Consider the following 15,875-nt stretch of genomic DNA (forward strand, 5'->3'; position numbering starts at 1 on the left):
GTCCCGGGTCAACCCTCATTTCAACGAGTCAATGGAGTACGTACAATGAGCCAGGACAACATCAAGTTTGCCTATTGGGTTCCCAACGTCAGCGGTGGCCTTGTGGTCAGCAAGATCGAACAGCGCACCAGCTGGGACATCGATTACAACCGCAAGCTGGCGCAAATCGCCGAAAAGGCCGGCTTCGAATACGCCTTGTCACAGATCCGCTTTACCGCCGGTTATGGCGCCGAAAACCAGCACGAGTCGGTGACCATAAGCCACGCGCTGTTGGCCGCCACCGAGAAGCTCAAGGTGATCGCCGCCATCCTGCCTGGGCCCTGGAGTCCGGTGCTGGCGGCCAAACAGCTGGCCACCATCGACCAATTCACCAACGGTCGGGTCGCGGTGAATATCGTGTCGGGTTGGTTCAAGGGCGAGTTCCGGGCCATTGGCGAGCCGTGGCTGGACCACGATGAGCGCTATCGTCGCTCGGAAGAATTCATCCAGGCGCTCAAGGGCATTTGGACCCAGGACAACTTCAGTTTTCATGGCGATTTCTACCGCTTCCATGACTACACCCTCAAACCCAAGCCACTGCAGCAACCGCACCCGGAAATCTTCCAGGGTGGCAGCTCGCGCGCGGCGCGGGACATGGCTTCGCGGGTTTCCGATTGGTACTTCACCAACGGCAACAGCGTCGAAGGCATCAAGGCCCAGGTCGACGACATTCGGGCCAAGGCCGCGATCAATGGCCACTCAGTGAAAGTTGGGGTGAACGCCTTTGTCATTGCCCGCAAAACCGAGGCTGAAGCCCGAGCGGTATTGCAGGAAATTATCGCCAAGGCCGATCCGGAGGCCGTCAATGGTTTCGGCAGCGAGGCGAAGAACGCCGGCGCCTCCAGCCCTGAAGGCGAAGGCAACTGGGCCAAGTCCACCTTCGAAGACCTGGTGCAGTACAACGATGGCTTCAAGACCAACCTGATCGGTACGCCGCAGCAGATTGCCGAACGCATCGTCGCCCTCAAGGCGGTGGGCGTGGACCTGGTGCTCACTGGCTTCCTGCACTTTCATGAAGAAGTGGAGTACTTCGGCCGCAAGGTGTTGCCGTTGGTGCGTGAGCTGGAGCGCGAGGCGGTCGCGGCCAAGGCTGCGGCGCTCGCCTAAAGGAGGGGAAAGGTCATGGCGACATTCACTGATAACACGCAATCCGACACCTTGCCGCAGTGGCTGCAACAGCAGGCACGTCAGCAAGGGACGGGCATTGCCCTGCGACATAAGCGCCTGGGGGTGTGGCAGGTGCGAACCTGGCGCCAACTGGCCGCTGAGGTTGAACACCTGGCAATGGCCTTGCAGGTGCGTGGTTTTGTGCCTGGCGCGAACTTGGTGATTGTCAGCCGCCCGCGGCCGGAGGCGTTGATCGCTGTACTGGCGGCACAGTGGTTGGGCGGGGTGGCCGCGCTGTTGGATCCGCTGGAGGCTGCGGCTGCACAGGTGCCGCTGTTGCGTGAGCTTCATAGTGAATGGGTGTTCGCCGAAGGCCATGAGGAGATTCAGCGCCTGCGCGCCGCCGGACTGGCGCCCAGGCTGCTGATTTACGCCGACGGCCGCGGCATGGCTGAGGTGAGTCAGGCCGGTGACACCCTGGCGTTCGCACAACTGCTGCTGGGCAGCGATCACCGGCTGGAACCCCAGGCCCGAGCCGAGCGCACAGCTTTTACCTTCTACCGTTTGGGTGCGGGGCAGCGCATCGAGCAGCAGCGCATTAGCCACGCCGAGTTGCTAAAGGAAGGCTGGCGCCTGGTGCACAGCGAGCAGCTGGGGCGGCAGGAAGAAGCCCTGGCGGCGCGAGCGTTTGCCGCGGGTAGTCAAGCGCGTTACTTGCTGGCGCCTTGGTTGATTGCCGGCTTTCGACTGAATTTTCCGGAGAACCTGGCGACTCGCGACCAGGACCGTCGCGAGTTGGGCCCGACGCTGGTGGCCGGCACCCGGGAAACCTACGAGCGCCTGCATGCCCAGGTCCTGGCCCGCTTGCCGGAGCCAGGCAGCTGGCGTCGGCGTCTGGTGGACTGGGCGCTGGTGGCGCACCCCGGTGCGCTGCAACGGCATCTGGGGTACTGGCTGATCCGCCGGCCGTTGCGCGACATCCTCGGCTTTTCCCGCACCCGCGCGCCGTTGGTGGTGGGCGAGGCGCTGGCGCCACACACCCAGGCGTTTTTCCAGGCCTTGGCGATTGAAGTACGCACCTGGCCTGACCCGGCACAGTGGCACCGGCCTGCGCGCTGGCCAGCCCCGTTGGTCAACGGCTGGATCGAAGACAGCACGCAACCGGCCTGACAAGGACATGACTCATGGCACAGACACAGGCGACAAAGGTTGAACATCTGCTGGAGCTGGAAAATATTGGCTTGTCGTTCAAGGGCGTCAAGGCGGTGACCGACATCAGCTTTGCCGTGGCCGCCGGCGAGATTTGCGCCTTGATCGGCCCCAATGGCGCGGGTAAAAGCTCACTGCTGAATGTGATCAACGGCGTGTACCAGGCCCAGCAGGGGCGCATCCGCTTTGCCGGAGAAGGGCGCCGGCGCATGAGCCCGCATGATGCGGCGGTGCGCGGCATTGCCCGCACCTTTCAGAACATCGCCTTGTTCAAAGGCATGAGTGTGCTCGACAACGTGCTCACCGGACGCACCCTCAAGCGTCGCAGCAGCTGGATCGAGCAGGCTCTGCGCATCGGCCGCGCCGCTGGCGAGGACGACCGCCAACGTGAGGCCGCCGAGCGGATAATCGACTTTCTGCACATCCAGCCCTGGCGCGACACCCTTGTCGGCAAGCTGCCCTATGGCTTGCAGAAACGGGTGGAACTCGCCCGTGCCCTGGCCGCCGAACCGCGTTTGCTGTTGCTGGACGAACCGATGGCCGGGATGAACGCCGAAGAGAAGCAGCAGATGAGCCGCTTCATCGTCGACATCAACCGTGAGTTGGGCACTACGGTGGTGTTGATCGAGCACGACATCGGCGTGGTCATGGGCATTTGCGATCACGTGGTGGTGCTCGACTACGGCCGCAAGATCGGCGACGGCCCACCCGAAGAAGTGCGACAAAACCCCGAGGTGATCGCCGCCTACCTCGGCACGCGCCACTAACCCCTGGGTCGATATCGCCGCCAGCCGCCTGGTGGCCAGGAACCCTTTGCCCGCAAAACAGGAAGGCTCATGGAATTTTTCTTAGAGGTGTTGATCGGTGGGCTGCTGGCCGGGGTGATGTACGCCCTGGTGGCCATCGGTTTTGTCCTGATCTACAAGGCCTCCGGCGTCTTCAACTTCGCCCAGGGGGCGATGGTGCTGTTTTCGGCGCTGACCTTTGTCAGCCTCTTGGAGCGCGGGGTGCCGTTCTGGCTGGCGTTTGTCATTAGCCTGGCGGCGATGGTGCTGCTGGCGTTGGCGGTGGAGCGGGTGGTATTGCGTCCGCTGGTCAACCGCTCGCCAATCACCTTGTTCATGGCCACCCTCGGCTTGTCCTACGTGATCGAAGGGGGCGCCCAGGCGCTGTGGGGCGCCCAGGTGCATGGCCTGGAACTGGGCATCAGTGACGAGCCACTGGAACTGGGCGGCATGCTGTTGTCGCAGTTCGACATTTTTGCCGCCGTGACCGCTGCGCTGCTGGTGTTGGCGCTGTCGCTGCTGTTCAACAAGACCCGTATCGGTTTGTCGTTGCGTGCCGTGGCCGATGACCCGCTGGCGGCGTTGGCCATGGGCATCCGCCTCCAACGGGTGTGGGTGCTGGTGTGGGCGGTGGCCGGGTTTGTCGGTCTGGTGGCCGGCCTGCTCTGGGGCGCGCGGCTGGGGGTGCAGTTTTCGCTGTCGCTGGTGGTACTCAAGGCATTGCCGGTGCTGATCATCGGCGGTTTTACCTCGATCAGTGGGGCGATTGTCGGCGGCTTGATCGTCGGCGCCTCGGAGAAGCTGGCCGAGGTGTACCTGGGCCCCGTCATCGGCGGCGGTATCGAGAACTGGTTTCCCTATGTGCTGGCGTTGCTGTTCCTGCTGGTGCGGCCGGCCGGGCTATTTGGTGACCGCGCGATCGAGCGGGTTTAAGGAGAGGCGTGATGTTTTATCAGGAAGCTGGTCAGTTCAGTACTCGCTATGCCCAGGACCGCCGGGTGTTTCGCCTGCGGCAGGACCGTTACGGCTTGGTTGCCTTGCTGCTGTTGGCCTTTGTAGGTGTGCCGTATCTGGGTAACGACTATTGGTTCAGCGCCATTCTGATTCCGTTTCTGGTGCTATCACTGGCCGGGCTGGGGCTGAACCTGCTGACCGGCTATGCCGGGCAGTTGTCGCTGGGCTCGGCGGCCTTCATGGCTGTGGGCGCCTTTGCCACTTACAACGTTGAACTGCGGGTGCCGGGCTCGCCGTTATTGCTCAGCATGGCCCTGGGCGGGGGAGTGGCAGCGCTGGTGGCGGTGCTGTTCGGCCTGCCGAGCCTGCGGATCAAGGGCTTCTATCTGCTGGTGTCGACCCTGGCGGCACAGTTCTTTGTGACCTGGGCGCTGACCCGCTTGAGCTGGTTCTCCAATAACAGCGCCTCGGGGGTGATCAGTGCACCGCGCCTGGAGATACTCGGGGTGGATTTGAACTCACCGGTGGGCCGTTACCTGCTGACGTTGGGGGTGGTGGTGGCGTTGTTCTGGCTGGGCAAGAACCTGGTGCGCAGTGAACTGGGACGCAACTGGATGGCCGTGCGTGACATGGACACGGCCGCTGCAGTGATGGGCATTGCGTTGCTCAAGACCAAGCTGCTGGCGTTTGCCATCAGCGGCTTCTTTCTCGGGGTGGCCGGAGCGCTGTGGGCCTTCACTTACCTGGGCACCGTGGAGCCCCACGGTTTCGATCTGAATCGGTCCTTCCAGATCCTGTTCATCATCATTATCGGTGGCCTGGGCAGCATCCTCGGCAACTTCCTGGGCGCGGCGTTCATTGTGCTGTTTCCGGTGCTGCTGTCGAACCTGGTGGCCTTGTTGCCGGCCGGGCTGATCGATGCCGGGCAGATAGAAAACCTGCAGAAGATGGCATTTGGCGCCCTGATCATTGTGTTCCTGGTCAAGGAGCCGGAGGGCCTGGCGCGCCTCTGGCAGAAGTTCCGCGAGCGCGCTCGGTTGTGGCCCCTGCGCTACTGAGCAAACCGGCGCAGGCATGGACTGCGCTTCGATCCTCCTGCGGCAAACGTGCGATTGAATCATTGATAAGGAAAATACCGATGTTGAAACGATCTCTACTCAGTAGCCTCGCCCTGGCCGTCAGCCTGAGCGTTGCCACATTGACTGCGCAGGCGGATAACGAACAGTACTTCCCGCTGCAGAGCTATCGGGTCGGTCCTTATGCCGCCGGTGGTACCGGGTTTTTTGGTGGTTTTATCGACTACCTCAAGTACGTCAATGCCAATGGCGGGGTCAACGGCGTCAAGCTGACCTGGAGCGAGTGCGAAACCGAATACGTGGTCGAGAAGGGCGTGGAGTGCTACGAGCGTCTGAAAAAAGGCCTCAATGGTGCGCCGGCTGCCGCCACTAACCCGCTGTCGGTGGGCATCGCCTATGCCACCCTGGAGCGCTCGACCGCGGACAAACTGCCTTTGATCACCATCAACCACGGCCGCACTGACTCCACTGACGGCAGCGTTTTCCCCTATGTCTTCCCGTTGCAGCTGAACCCGTACTCCGAAGTCTCGGCGATCATCAACTACATCGGCCAGCAGGCCGGGGGGCTGGACCAGCTCAAGGGCAAGAAGATAGTCACCCTGTATCATGGCTCGCCCTACGGCAAGGAAACCAATGAGGTGTTGCAGACCCTGGCCGACAAGTACGGGTTCAAGCTGACCCTGCTGGAAGTGCCCCATCCGGGTAACGAACAGCAGTCGCAATGGCTCAACATTCGCCGGGAAAAACCCGACTGGGTGATTCTGCGAGGCTGGGGCGTGATGAACCCGGTGGCGTTGAAAACCGCGCAGAAAGTCGGCTTCCCGGCGGATCACATCATCGGCAACATCTGGAGTAACTCCGAGGACGATGCCGCACCGGCCGGTGCCGCCGCCAAAGGCTTTATCGCGATCACCACGCACCCCACGGGCACCGATTTCCCGGTCCTGCAAGGCATCCAGCAGCAGGTGGTGGCCAGGGGCAATGGTGACCTGGCCGATCCGAAACGCTTCGGCACCGTGTATTACAACCTCGGTGTGGTGAACGGCATTCTCAATGTCGAAGCGGTGCGCATTGCCCAGGAGAAATTCGGCAAGCAACCGCTCACCGGCGAGCAGGTGCGCTGGGGCTTCGAGCACCTCAAACTGGACGATGCCCGCCTCAAGGAGCTGGGTGCACTGGGCTTGGTGCAACCATTGCAGCTGTCGTGCTCGGACCATGAAGGGGGCGGTGCCGTGCGCTTCCAGCAGTGGGATGGCAGCCAGTGGAAACTGATCAGTGACTGGGTGCAGGCCGACCGTGCCTTGCTCAGGCCGATCATCGAAGCCTCGTCGCACCAGTACGCCAAGGAAAAAGGCATCACACCGCGCGATTGCAGCCAGGACAGCTGAGATGTGAATCGGGTCGGGGAGGCGTCCCCAATGCTTTTCCGTTAAGGCAATGTCTGCTCAATACACATCCCGTGGCGAGGGAGCAAGTCACTCGCCACAAGTCACTTGTTTCAAGCTTTTATTAATTGAACAGCATGGGGATAGGCGTATGAACCAAGTACCGATCTTGCGGATCGACGCGATTGAAGTCCTGTACGAACAGGCCATCCTCGCGGTGTGCGGGGTATCGCTGGCGGTACCGCAAGGGCAGATCGTGGTGTTGCTGGGGGCCAACGGTGCCGGCAAGAGCACCACCTTGAAGGCCGCCTCCAATCTGGTGCGCGCCGAGCGGGGCGAGGTAGTGCAGGGGCGGATCCTCTATCGAGGCGAGGATGTCACCCGTAGCACGCCCCATAGCCTGGTGGCCAGCGGCCTGGTGCAGGTACTGGAAGGCCGGCATTGCTTTGCCCAACTGACAGTGGAAGAAAACTTGCTGACGGGTGCCTTTGCGCGTCAGGTGTCCCGCGGGCAACTGAAGGCCGATCTTGAGCGTATCTACAGCCAGTTTCCGCGCCTCAAGCTGCGGCGCAAAAGCCTGGCCGGCTACACCTCCGGCGGTGAACAGCAGATGGTTGCGCTCGGGCGGGCGCTGATGGCCCGGCCGCAGCTGGTATTGCTGGACGAACCTTCGATGGGCCTGGCACCGCAGATCGTCGAGGAGATCTTCGAGATCATCCAGCAGCTCAATCAGCGCGACGGCGTGAGCTTCCTGATTGCCGAGCAGAACATCAACCTGGCCCTGCGTTACGCCCAGTACGGCTACGTGCTGGAAAGCGGCCGGGTTGTCAGCGAAGGCACGACCGGGCAGTTGGCCGAGCGCAGTGATATTCAGGACTTCTATCTGGGGGGCGGGACAGCGGGTAAAGGAGCTGCTGCTTGACCGCCACCAGTCAGATCGACAGGTTGACCACTTTGACCGTCTGGGCGTCCTGTACCGGGCGGCGTTTGTTCACCACCAGTTCACCGACCTTGATCAACATCGCGCGGGTGATGTTGCGACTCAGCCCCAGCAAGCTGGCGGTGTGCACCTGGTTGTAGTGGCAGAAGCGATAGGCCGCGCGCAACAGCGCTTCCTCGACCCGCTCGTGGAGGGCGCCGCTTTCTTCCTCGAACAGCTTCTTGAAGGCTTGCTGCAACAGGGCGTCGGCACTGTCGTCCTGGACGGTATTGCTGGCGTCCAGGCGTTCGATACGCAGGTTGGACAGGTGCAAGTCCTGGACGCGGATCAGATTGTTACGGCAGATCAGTAAGGTGTGGTGAATGACGTTTTCCAGCTCGCGAATATTGCCCGGCCATGAGTAATTCACCAGCTTCTGTTCGGCTTCGGTATCCAGCACCACTTCGCCATAGCCCAGCCGACGACTGTACTCGGCGATGAAGTGGCGGATCAGCGGCAGGATGTCGCCCGGTCGCTCGCGCAGCGGGCTGAGTTCCAGGCTGACCACGTTTAGCCGGTAATAGAGGTCTTCGCGAAAGTGCCCGGCGTTGATGGCTTTTTCCAGCTGCACGTTGGTCGCAGCCAGCACCCGTACATCGATTGGGATGCTTTTGCGTGAACCCAGGCGAACCACTTCACGCTCCTGCAGCACCCGCAGCAACTTGACCTGGATTGGCATCGGCAAGTCGCCGATTTCGTCGAGGAACAGCGTGCCGCCGTTGGCTTCCTCGAACCAGCCGGCTTTGGCGCTCAGGGCGCCGGTGAAGGCGCCTTTTTCGTGGCCGAACAGTTCGGCCTCCACCAAACTTTCGGAAAACGCGCCGCAGTTGACCGCGATAAACGGTTTGTTGCGACGAGCGCTGAGGTTGTGCAGGTGACGGGCCACCAGCTCCTTGCCGGTCCCGGTTTCGCCGATGATCAACACGCTGGCATCACTGGGCGCAACCTGTTGCAGGTGCGCCAGCAGCGCCTGTGATTTCGGGTCTTCGAAGACTTGCGCGGTGGCGCGTATCGAGGTGGCCAAGGCTGGTGAGGGCGGCAGCGTGAGTAGTTGCATGGTCGGGCCTATGAGTAAAAGGACGGAGTGGGCAGCGCCGTGTTGAGCGCCCAGTCACCCAGTTCATGGAGCTTGTAGTCCACGGGGTCGTGCAGGGTCTGGGTGCGCAGGTTGCGCCAGTGACGATCAAGGCGCAGCGCGGCATGGGTGGCGCGGGCGCCGGTCACTTCAAACAGGCTGCTGGTCAGGTCCAGGCCGGTGCGGGTGGCGGCGACCTTGGCGGTGGCAATGGCCAGGGCCAGTTGGCCACGTTCCTCGGCGGCGAGTTGGTGCTCCTTGCTCCAGGCTTGGTCGAGCAGGGCGTTGGCTCGTTCAGTGAGCAGGCGCACGCTTTCCAGCCCGACCCAGAATTCGCCGTAATGGCGCAGGACATAGGGGTCCTGATTGGCCTGGCTGACGTTGGCCTTGAACCAGGGGCGCGTTTCCTTGAGGGTGTAATCGCGGGCCTCTTCGAACGCGCCCTCGGCAATGCCGAGGAAGATATTGACGAAGGTCAGTTGGGCGATCAGCGGGCGCAGGCAGGCAAAGGGCGTGCTCAGCGGGCCGGGATCGAGCAGCAGCTCATTCTCTTCCACGCGCACCCGTTCGAAGGTGGCGCTGCCGCTGTCGGTCTGCCGTTGGCCGATGTTGTCCCAGTCGCCGTGCAAGGTGATGCCGGTGCGGTGGCTGGGAATGGCGGCGATCAACAGCTTGCCGCTGGTGGATTCATCCAGCGCCGAGGCAATCAGCATTTCCGAATCGGCGGAGCCGGAGCAGAAACTCTTGCGCCCGGAAAACTCGCGATAGCCGGCAAACTTTTTCGACAGGGTGCGGGTGTCCAGCGGGTTAAGGGCATTACCCCAGAACCAGTTGTTGCGCGCGGTCTGTTCGAACCAGGGCTGCCACTGTTCGGGCCGGGAAAACAGCCGCACCGTGGCCAGCATCAAGTGCTGGAAGCCGAACACGTGGGCGATCGAGCTGTCGATCCTGGCGAATTCGCGCACCACTTCCAGGGTGTCGCTCCAGCTGGCGCCAAGGCCACCGTACTGCTGGTCAATTTTCATCGCCAGCAGACCGCTACGGCGCAACTCGTCGCGCTCGGCTTTCGGCGTGCCGCCCAGATGGTCGCGTTCGGCGGCGGTTCGGGAAAACTCGGCGGCGAGCGTCCGAGCGATCTGCAGCGGGGTTTCAAGTTTGGATGTATGGATAGCGGTCACAGGCTGTTCCTCAGGCTGTTTTCCGCAGGTCGGCGGCATTGGCGGTGAACAGCGGTGCGGCCCGTTCGACTGCCAGGCGGATGCGTGTTTTCAGCGCTTCGCTGCTGATCTGGTAATTCGTGAAATCGGCCTCCGAGGCATACACGCCCAGGGGTAGGGTCACCGACTGGAAGAAGCTGAACAGCGGGCGCAACTGGTGATCGATTACCAGCGCATGCCGGTCGCTGCCACCGGTGGCGGCCAGCAACACCGGGGTATCGATCAATGCGTCCTGGCCAATCAGGTCGAACAGGTGCTTGAACTGGCCCGGGTAGGCACCACGGTAGACCGGTGCAGCCACCACCAGCAGGTCCGCCGACTCAATCGCATTCAACTCGTACTCAACAGTTTTCGGCAGCTCCCGACGGGATATGGCGCTGCCCAGCGGGCGGACAATGTCACCCAGCTCGATGATGCGGCTTTCGATTGGCAGGTACTGGCTCAGCTCAGCAACGATGGCTTGGACCAGTACCAGGGTGCGTGACGGACGATAGGTTCCACCGGAAACGGCGACGACTTTAAGTGGAGTGCTCATGGGGTCTGTTCCTGTTCGAGTTGCGGGATGTGCAGCCATCAGAGCAAGAGTTGTTCCATGGTTAAAATAACTATAAAAAACAATAAGTTAGTCTATTGCTTGGTCTCGGCTGCTGTTGTCTGGGCAGCTAACTGTTGAGCGACTGTTGCGTGAGCAGCAATGGCGCTGCTGTTTGTCGGGCAACACTGTGGCATCCATGAATTGAATGTAAGTGATCTAAAAAACATCTAATAAATACTTTTTGGTTATTAGCTTAAGGCTTTGTCGGGCTGTCAGTGCCAGGGGAGCAGCTTTTGGCAGGCTTTAGCCGGCCGAAATCAGTGGGTAATGTCTCTCGGATCGGCCAAGTGTTGCTCAGACAATAGCGGTTCAACATCACTGTTGGGTGGGCAACAGTGGGTGGACCAAAGCGCATGGCATTCACCTTCCACCGTCGCCGCTCAGGTGGTTGTGCACGCTGCCTGCAGCCCGCAACGCAGGGTTTCAGGGCTTCTGGTATGGCTCTTGCTCAGGCACCTGACTCTCCAGCAACAGTGCTGATCAGGGCGCCACAGAGTGCTCGCTTCCTATATCTGCCGGCCGATGTGCCGTGCGCCTTGTGATCCAGCCCTGTATCACTCCCTGAGGCCCGTACCATGAATTTGGATATTTTCTGGTTTCTCCCCACCTCCGGTGACACCCGCTACCTGGGTAAGTCCGAGTCCGGCCGCCCGGCCACCAACCAGTACATGCGGCAGATTGCTGTGGCTGCGGAAAGCCTTGGCTACGACGGCCTGTTGATTCCCACCGGCAGCAGTTGTCTTGATCCCTGGGTCACCGCTGCCAGCCTGGTACCAGTGACCAGCCGGATTAAATTGTTGGTGGCCTTGCGCACGTCAATCAGCAGCCCGACCGTAACGGCACGTCAGGCTGCCAGCCTCGACCAGGCCCTGGGTGGGCGCCTGCTGCTCAACGTGGTCCCCGGTGGCGATGCGGCCGAGCTGGCCGCCGAGGGCGTGTACCTCAAGCACGATGAGCGCTATGAGGCCGCCGATGAGTTCCTCACCGTCTGGCGTCGGGTATTGCAGGGTGAAACGGTCGACTTCGAGGGCAAGCACATCCATGTGAAGCGGGCGCAGAATTTCTTCCCGCCGGTGCAGAAGCCCTATCCGCCGCTGTACTTCGGTGGCTCTTCGCCGGCTGCCCACGAGCTGGCCGCCAAACACGTGGACACCTACCTGACCTGGGGCGAGCCACCGGCCGCGGTGGCCGAGAAGATCGGCGATGTACGTGCCCGCGCCGCGAAGCACGGCCGCACAGTGCGTTTTGGCGTACGTCTGCACGTGATCGTGCGTGAAACCAACGAGCAAGCCTGGGCCGCTGCCAACGAACTGATCCAGTACCTGGACGACGAGACCATCGCCCAGGCCCAGGCCAACTACGCGACCATGGACTCCGAAGGCCAGCGCCGCATGGCTGCGCTGCACGGTGGCTGTCGCGATCAGCTGGAAGTCAGTCCCAACCTGTGGGCCGGTGTCGGCCTGGTGCGCGGCGGTGCCGGTACTGCCTTGGTCGGTGACCCGCAGACCGTCGCCGCCCGGCTGCAGGAATACGTCGACCTCGGCGTCGACAGCTTCGTGCTCTCAGGTTATCCGCACCTGGAAGAGGCCTACCGCTTCGCCGAACTGGTGTTCCCGTCGTTGCCCGGTAAACAGGCGGTGACCGTCAATGAGGTGCTCACGGGCGGAGCCTTCGATGTGCGAGCCAAGACCAAACAAGAGGAAACCGCGGTATGAAAGTGATCGACATGCGCTGCCGGCCGGCCTATCTGCACGATTTCTTTGGCGCCAACCCGGGCTCGGCGGGCTACGCCACCGCGCGCTGGCTGAATCGCCGCGTCGGAGCTCGCGGCAGCGACGAGCATTTTGCCCGCTCGCTGACGCCAGAGGGTTTTATTGCCGAAGTCCGAGAAGCCGGTTTGAGCCAGGCGGTGGTGGTGGGGCGACACACCCCTGGGCAACACCTGCCGAATGATTTCATCCACGAAATCACCCATCCCCATCAGGAGCTGCTGGGTATCGCCGGGGTTGACCCGACGCTTCAGGGTATCGATGGCGCTATTGCCGAAATCGACCGGGTGATTGATCAACTCGGTCTGGTCGGTATCGGCCTGGAGCCGGGTTTCGCCGTGCCGGCACGGCATCCGGATGACCCGCTGTACTTTCCCCTCTACGAACACTTGTCGCGCCGTGGCATTGCGCTGTTCCTGATGAGCGGACCGACCACGCCGGATCCGGCCTTCAACGACCCTGGCCGCCTGGCAGCGGTGGCACGAGCGTTTCCCGAACTGAAAATAGTCTGTTACCACGGCTACTGGCCGAACGTGGCGCAACTGCTGGGCGTAGCTTTTCGCTATGAAAACATCTTCGCCGTGCCAGACATGTACCTGTTCCTGCCGGGCAGCGAGGCCTTTGTCGCAGCAGCCAATGGCTTTCTGGGCGACCAACTGTTGTTTGGCTCGTCCTACCCGTTCCGGCCGATCCGCCAGTCGATCGAGGATTTTCAGGCGCTGGGGTTCAAGGATCAGGTGCTGGATAAGTTGCTTTATGGGAATGCGGCGCGGTTGTTAGGGTTGAGGAGGTAGCCTTGAATCGACGCCTGCCGTTTCGACGGACGCCCAATCGGGCTATAGAAGTCGGCGAGGTAATGGCGCGGGTCGCCCAGCAGCGCGTTGACGCCGACGGCACGCTCGTTCAGTTCGGCGACTTCCAGGCTCAGTGCGCGCACCTCGTCTTTCTGCATCCGACGCTCTTGCAGCAATTGCTCGACGCTGGTCAGGATGCGTCGCAACAACGGGTTGTTCGACGACAACGGCGTGCTCGCCTGGTCAGGCTGGTCCAGTCTGTCGGCGAGCGGAGCCAATACCCAGTGGGTTGTCCGGCTGAAAAAAACATGGAGCACCTCTACCTGAGTGAAGTGATGTCAGCCGCCAGGGGCTGCGGTGGACGTACCGACAACGACTGCGAATCAAACACTGTCGCCCCCGGCAGGGCTTGCCAGGCCAGTGGGCCGGCGGCGATTTCCCGGGTACTGAGCAGGCAGTGGTCAAGCTCGCGCTGTAAAACCTCGGTGTCGAGGCCCTGGCCGATGAGCACCAATTCCTGGCGACAATCACCGACCACGTTGTCCCACTTGGCCATGATGCTCTGGAGCCGGTATTCATCCCGTGGCCATTGCGACGGATCGATAAAGTTCCACCAGTGGCCGACATAGTCCCACTGGAACTGCCCGCCGCTCTGCACCAGCATGCCGGTTTCCAGGTGCCGGCTGGCGAGCCAGAAATAGCCTTTGCTGCGCAACAGCCGTCCGTTGCGCCAGGGGCGCTGGAGAAAGTCGAGCAAGCGCTGTGGGTGAAAGGGTGTCCGCTCACGGTAGACCCAGGATGTCACACCGTAGGTGTCCGCTTCGGAGGCTGGCGCGTCGGTCGCCTCCATTTTCCTCATCCAGCCCGGCGACGCGGCAAGGCTGGGTAAATCAAACAGATGGGTGCCGAGGATGCTCGACAGCGCGACTTGACCGTGGGTCATCGGCAGGATCCGCGCGCCGGGGTTCAGGCCGGCGAGAATGGCGTGCAGTGCCTGGTAACCGGCGTCATCGATCAGGTCCAGTTTGTTGACGAGAATAATGTTGGCGTACTCCACCTGCTCGATCAGAAGGTCGGCCAGATGGCGCTCCGGCGCGTCTTCCATGGCATCCGCACGGGCCACGGTATCCGGCGACTCGAGCAGCGCCTGAAACTGGCTGCCATCGACCACCGTCACCAAGGTGTCCAGGCGTGCCAGTTCGCTGAGGCTGAAGCCTTCGGTGTCAAGGAAGGCGAATGTCTCCGCCACCGGCATCGGCTCGGAGATCCCGGTGGATTCAATGAGCAGGTAGTCGAAACGCTGCTGACGTGCCAGATCACTGATCTGCTCCAGCAAATCGGCGCGCAGTGTGCAGCAAATACAGCCGTTGCTCATCTCGATTAACTCATCGCGACCACGGTGCAGCGACACGTCGCGCTGCACCGCTTCGGCATCGATGTTGACTTCGCTCATATCGTTGACGATGACCGCGACTCTCAGGCCTTCGCGATTGCGCAGGATATGGTTCAGCAGGGTGGTTTTGCCGGCGCCGAGGAAGCCCGAAAGGACCGTCACCGGCAGTCGGCCCGCCTGGGCGCCGTCAATCATGCGTTCACCGCTTTTGCGCTGGGCGCCTTGTCGAGGTAGCTTTCAAAAAGATCGACCACCACGAAACCATCGTCCGCCGCGTCGCCCCAAAGGTCTTTCACACGAAATTCGACGTGGTAGGTCGGCTGATGCGCCGCGCTCACATCGCCATGGCCGATGGCATCCGGGAAGGGCCACTGTTCTGACGTGCGGTGCAGGATCACGCCTTCCTTGCCGCGTACGTAGGCCGGCATGCGGATATGCCCGGCCACATATTCGTCGCGAACGACCACCCGATCGCCCACCTCGAAGGGGGGCCGACCGGTGATCGCCTGGCGACCGCCCGCGTGGGCGGGGTTCGCCAGCTTGAAGTGAGAGCCTAGGGCCTCATCAAGTTCTGCCTGGGTAATCACGCCTGTTTCTACCAGCAGGGTCGCGGTGGCGATGATGTAGCGCTCGTAGTATTGCGTGCCGACATGTTGGCGAACATCCAGGCGTTCGACGGCGTGGCGCACTTCGTCGACGCTGAATTTTTTCAGGTGATCGACGCCGATGAACATCAAGCTGTAGGCCAGGTGTTCCCAGTCCTGCTTGAACACCTGTTTGTAGCTCAGGCTATTGATGGTGTGCGGGACTTTGCCAAAGCCTTGAAAACCGCCGAGATCGTGAAAGCCATCCATTGTGAATACCTCTGAAAAGTGAAAGAAACCCAGCGCCCTGGCTACGCTACCTGCGGCAGCGCCACGCCGATCAGGACGTCCTTGGTGATCAGGGCCCGCAGGGCCTCTTCATCCATGCCCTCACTGCCCTCGGGTCGTACCGGCAGCACCAGATAGCGGCTTTCGGCACTGGTGTCCCACACTTTGATGGTGGCTCCCTCTGGCAGCTCGGTGCCCAGTTCCCGCAGAACGGTGCGCCCTTCGCGGACCAGGCGGGCACGGAATTCGAAGCCCTTGTACCACTCCGGCGGCAGGCCGAGGACGGGCCAGTTGGTGCAGGAGCACAGGCTGCAGACGATCACGTTTTTCAGCGTGGGGGTGTCTTCCAGGGCGACGATGTATTCACCTTGTGGGCCGGTATAGCCGAATTGCGCGCAGGCAGCGGTGCCGTCCTTGAGCAGCAGTTCACGAAACTGCGGGTCGACCCAGGCCTTGGCCACCACGCGAGCGCCATTCTCCGGGCTCCAGTCGTGGGCCATGAGTTGGGTCAGCTGTTCGATATAGCCGGCGGGAATCAGCTCCTTTTGCTTGAGCACCTGGAATAGGGCGCGGGCTCGCTCGCCTGGGGTCGAGGTGGTTTTTTCATCGGTGTTCATCAGTTAACT

General features: G+C 61.8%; 15 protein-coding genes and 1 pseudogene. 9 read left to right on the forward strand and 7 right to left on the reverse strand.

Going from position 1 to position 15,875, the window contains the following annotated elements; genetic code table 11:
* Window positions 1–45: 45 nt before the first annotated feature.
* The 7 genes from sfnG to FFH90_RS14950 all read left to right on the forward strand — a co-directional run bounded on the left by sfnG (window position 46) and on the right by FFH90_RS14950 (window position 7,477).
* Window positions 46–1,146, forward strand: a complete 1,101-nt coding sequence (gene sfnG / locus FFH90_RS14920) for a dimethylsulfone monooxygenase SfnG (protein ID WP_018929020.1) — start codon at window positions 46–48, stop codon at window positions 1,144–1,146.
* Between the two features lie 15 nt (window positions 1,147–1,161).
* Window positions 1,162–2,316, forward strand: coding sequence for an AMP-binding protein (locus tag FFH90_RS14925; protein ID WP_138867463.1), 1,155 nt, complete (start codon window positions 1,162–1,164; stop codon window positions 2,314–2,316).
* A 14-nt stretch (window positions 2,317–2,330) separates the two neighbouring features.
* A complete protein-coding gene (locus FFH90_RS14930; RefSeq protein ID WP_018929022.1) occupies window positions 2,331–3,122 on the forward strand; it encodes an ABC transporter ATP-binding protein in 792 nt (263 codons plus the stop codon).
* Window positions 3,123–3,191: 69 nt separating this feature from the next.
* Window positions 3,192–4,073: a branched-chain amino acid ABC transporter permease gene (locus FFH90_RS14935; RefSeq protein WP_064617653.1), complete on the forward strand. Its 882-nt coding sequence runs from the start codon at window positions 3,192–3,194 to the stop codon at window positions 4,071–4,073.
* An 11-nt stretch (window positions 4,074–4,084) separates the two neighbouring features.
* Window positions 4,085–5,152: a branched-chain amino acid ABC transporter permease gene (locus FFH90_RS14940; protein ID WP_138867464.1), complete on the forward strand. Its 1,068-nt coding sequence runs from the start codon at window positions 4,085–4,087 to the stop codon at window positions 5,150–5,152.
* An 80-nt stretch (window positions 5,153–5,232) separates the two neighbouring features.
* The gene (locus FFH90_RS14945) at window positions 5,233–6,558 is read left to right on the forward strand and encodes an ABC transporter substrate-binding protein (RefSeq protein WP_018929025.1); all 1,326 of its coding nucleotides are present in this window, start codon (window positions 5,233–5,235) and stop codon (window positions 6,556–6,558) included.
* 148 nt (window positions 6,559–6,706) lie between these two features.
* The gene (locus tag FFH90_RS14950) at window positions 6,707–7,477 is read left to right on the forward strand and encodes an ABC transporter ATP-binding protein (RefSeq protein ID WP_138867465.1); all 771 of its coding nucleotides are present in this window, start codon (window positions 6,707–6,709) and stop codon (window positions 7,475–7,477) included.
* Between the two features lie 10 nt (window positions 7,478–7,487).
* Here FFH90_RS14950 and FFH90_RS14955 read toward each other — a convergent pair whose 3' ends face one another.
* Genes FFH90_RS14955 through msuE form a run of 3 tightly spaced genes read right to left on the reverse strand, consistent with a single transcriptional unit; the run spans window position 7,488 to window position 10,361 of the window.
* Window positions 7,488–8,591, reverse strand: a complete 1,104-nt coding sequence (locus FFH90_RS14955; protein ID WP_018929027.1) for a sigma-54-dependent Fis family transcriptional regulator — start codon at window positions 8,589–8,591, stop codon at window positions 7,488–7,490.
* An 8-nt stretch (window positions 8,592–8,599) separates the two neighbouring features.
* Entirely contained in the window at window positions 8,600–9,787 is a 1,188-nt protein-coding gene (locus tag FFH90_RS14960; RefSeq protein ID WP_018929028.1) for an acyl-CoA dehydrogenase family protein, read from the reverse strand.
* 10 nt (window positions 9,788–9,797) lie between these two features.
* Window positions 9,798–10,361, reverse strand: coding sequence for an FMN reductase (msuE, locus tag FFH90_RS14965; RefSeq protein ID WP_138867466.1), 564 nt, complete (start codon window positions 10,359–10,361; stop codon window positions 9,798–9,800).
* Window positions 10,362–10,996: 635 nt separating this feature from the next.
* On the opposite strand from msuE, the gene ssuD reads away from it, so the two are divergent.
* The gene (ssuD, locus tag FFH90_RS14970; RefSeq protein ID WP_018929030.1) at window positions 10,997–12,136 is read left to right on the forward strand and encodes an FMNH2-dependent alkanesulfonate monooxygenase; all 1,140 of its coding nucleotides are present in this window, start codon (window positions 10,997–10,999) and stop codon (window positions 12,134–12,136) included.
* A complete protein-coding gene (locus tag FFH90_RS14975) occupies window positions 12,133–12,984 on the forward strand; it encodes an amidohydrolase family protein (protein WP_111453241.1) in 852 nt (283 codons plus the stop codon). The genes ssuD and FFH90_RS14975 overlap by 4 nt, the downstream gene beginning before the upstream one ends.
* A gap of 101 nt (window positions 12,985–13,085) precedes the next feature.
* Here FFH90_RS14975 and FFH90_RS30530 read toward each other — a convergent pair.
* From FFH90_RS30530 to nthA, 4 genes and pseudogenes are all read right to left on the reverse strand, one after another.
* Window positions 13,086–13,301, reverse strand: a pseudogene (locus tag FFH90_RS30530) (chemotaxis protein); the annotation flags it as partial.
* A gap of 2 nt (window positions 13,302–13,303) precedes the next feature.
* Window positions 13,304–14,572 (reverse strand): GTP-binding protein, encoded by a 1,269-nt coding sequence (locus FFH90_RS14985; protein ID WP_138867468.1) that lies wholly within the window; start codon window positions 14,570–14,572, stop codon window positions 13,304–13,306.
* Window positions 14,569–15,231, reverse strand: a complete 663-nt coding sequence (gene nthB / locus FFH90_RS14990) for a nitrile hydratase subunit beta (protein ID WP_018929034.1) — start codon at window positions 15,229–15,231, stop codon at window positions 14,569–14,571. Before nthB ends, FFH90_RS14985 begins: the two co-directional genes overlap by 4 nt.
* Before the next feature lie 41 nt (window positions 15,232–15,272).
* Complete coding sequence (nthA, locus tag FFH90_RS14995) at window positions 15,273–15,866, reverse strand: nitrile hydratase subunit alpha (protein WP_138867469.1); 594 nt, start codon at window positions 15,864–15,866, stop codon at window positions 15,273–15,275.
* Between the last annotated feature and the right edge of the window lie 9 nt (window positions 15,867–15,875).

The sequence above is a fragment of the Pseudomonas sp. ATCC 43928 genome (assembly GCF_005938665.2).
Lineage (GTDB): Bacteria > Pseudomonadota > Gammaproteobacteria > Pseudomonadales > Pseudomonadaceae > Aquipseudomonas.